Source organism: Pseudomonas sp. Mn2068 (assembly GCF_049319725.1).
Lineage (GTDB): Bacteria > Pseudomonadota > Gammaproteobacteria > Pseudomonadales > Pseudomonadaceae > Aquipseudomonas > Aquipseudomonas gingeri.
Genome location: NZ_JBMOUG010000043.1, coordinates 1 through 232 on the forward strand (window position 1 = coordinate 1; position 232 = coordinate 232).

General features: G+C 56.9%; 2 tRNA genes. Both read right to left on the reverse strand.

From position 1 onward, the window contains the following. Positions 1–73 (reverse strand) — tRNA-Asp (locus tag ACL9RJ_RS33275). 82 nt (positions 74–155) lie between these two features. Further along, positions 156–231: transfer RNA gene (locus ACL9RJ_RS33280), tRNA-Val, on the reverse strand. Position 232 lies beyond the last annotated feature (1 nt).

The window sequence follows — 232 nt, forward strand, 5'->3', positions numbered from 1 at the left end:
GCAGCGGACGGGACTCGAACCCGCGACCCCCGGCGTGACAGGCCGGTATTCTAACCGACTGAACTACCGCTGCGCGTCGGTTGGAGATTCCTTGCGGAATTTCCGATTTGAAGCTTTTCTCTTGCGAGATTCTTTCTTGCGAAAGACTCTTGAAGTGGTGGGTGATGACGGGATCGAACCGCCGACCCTCTGCTTGTAAGGCAGATGCTCTCCCGGCTGAGCTAATCACCCT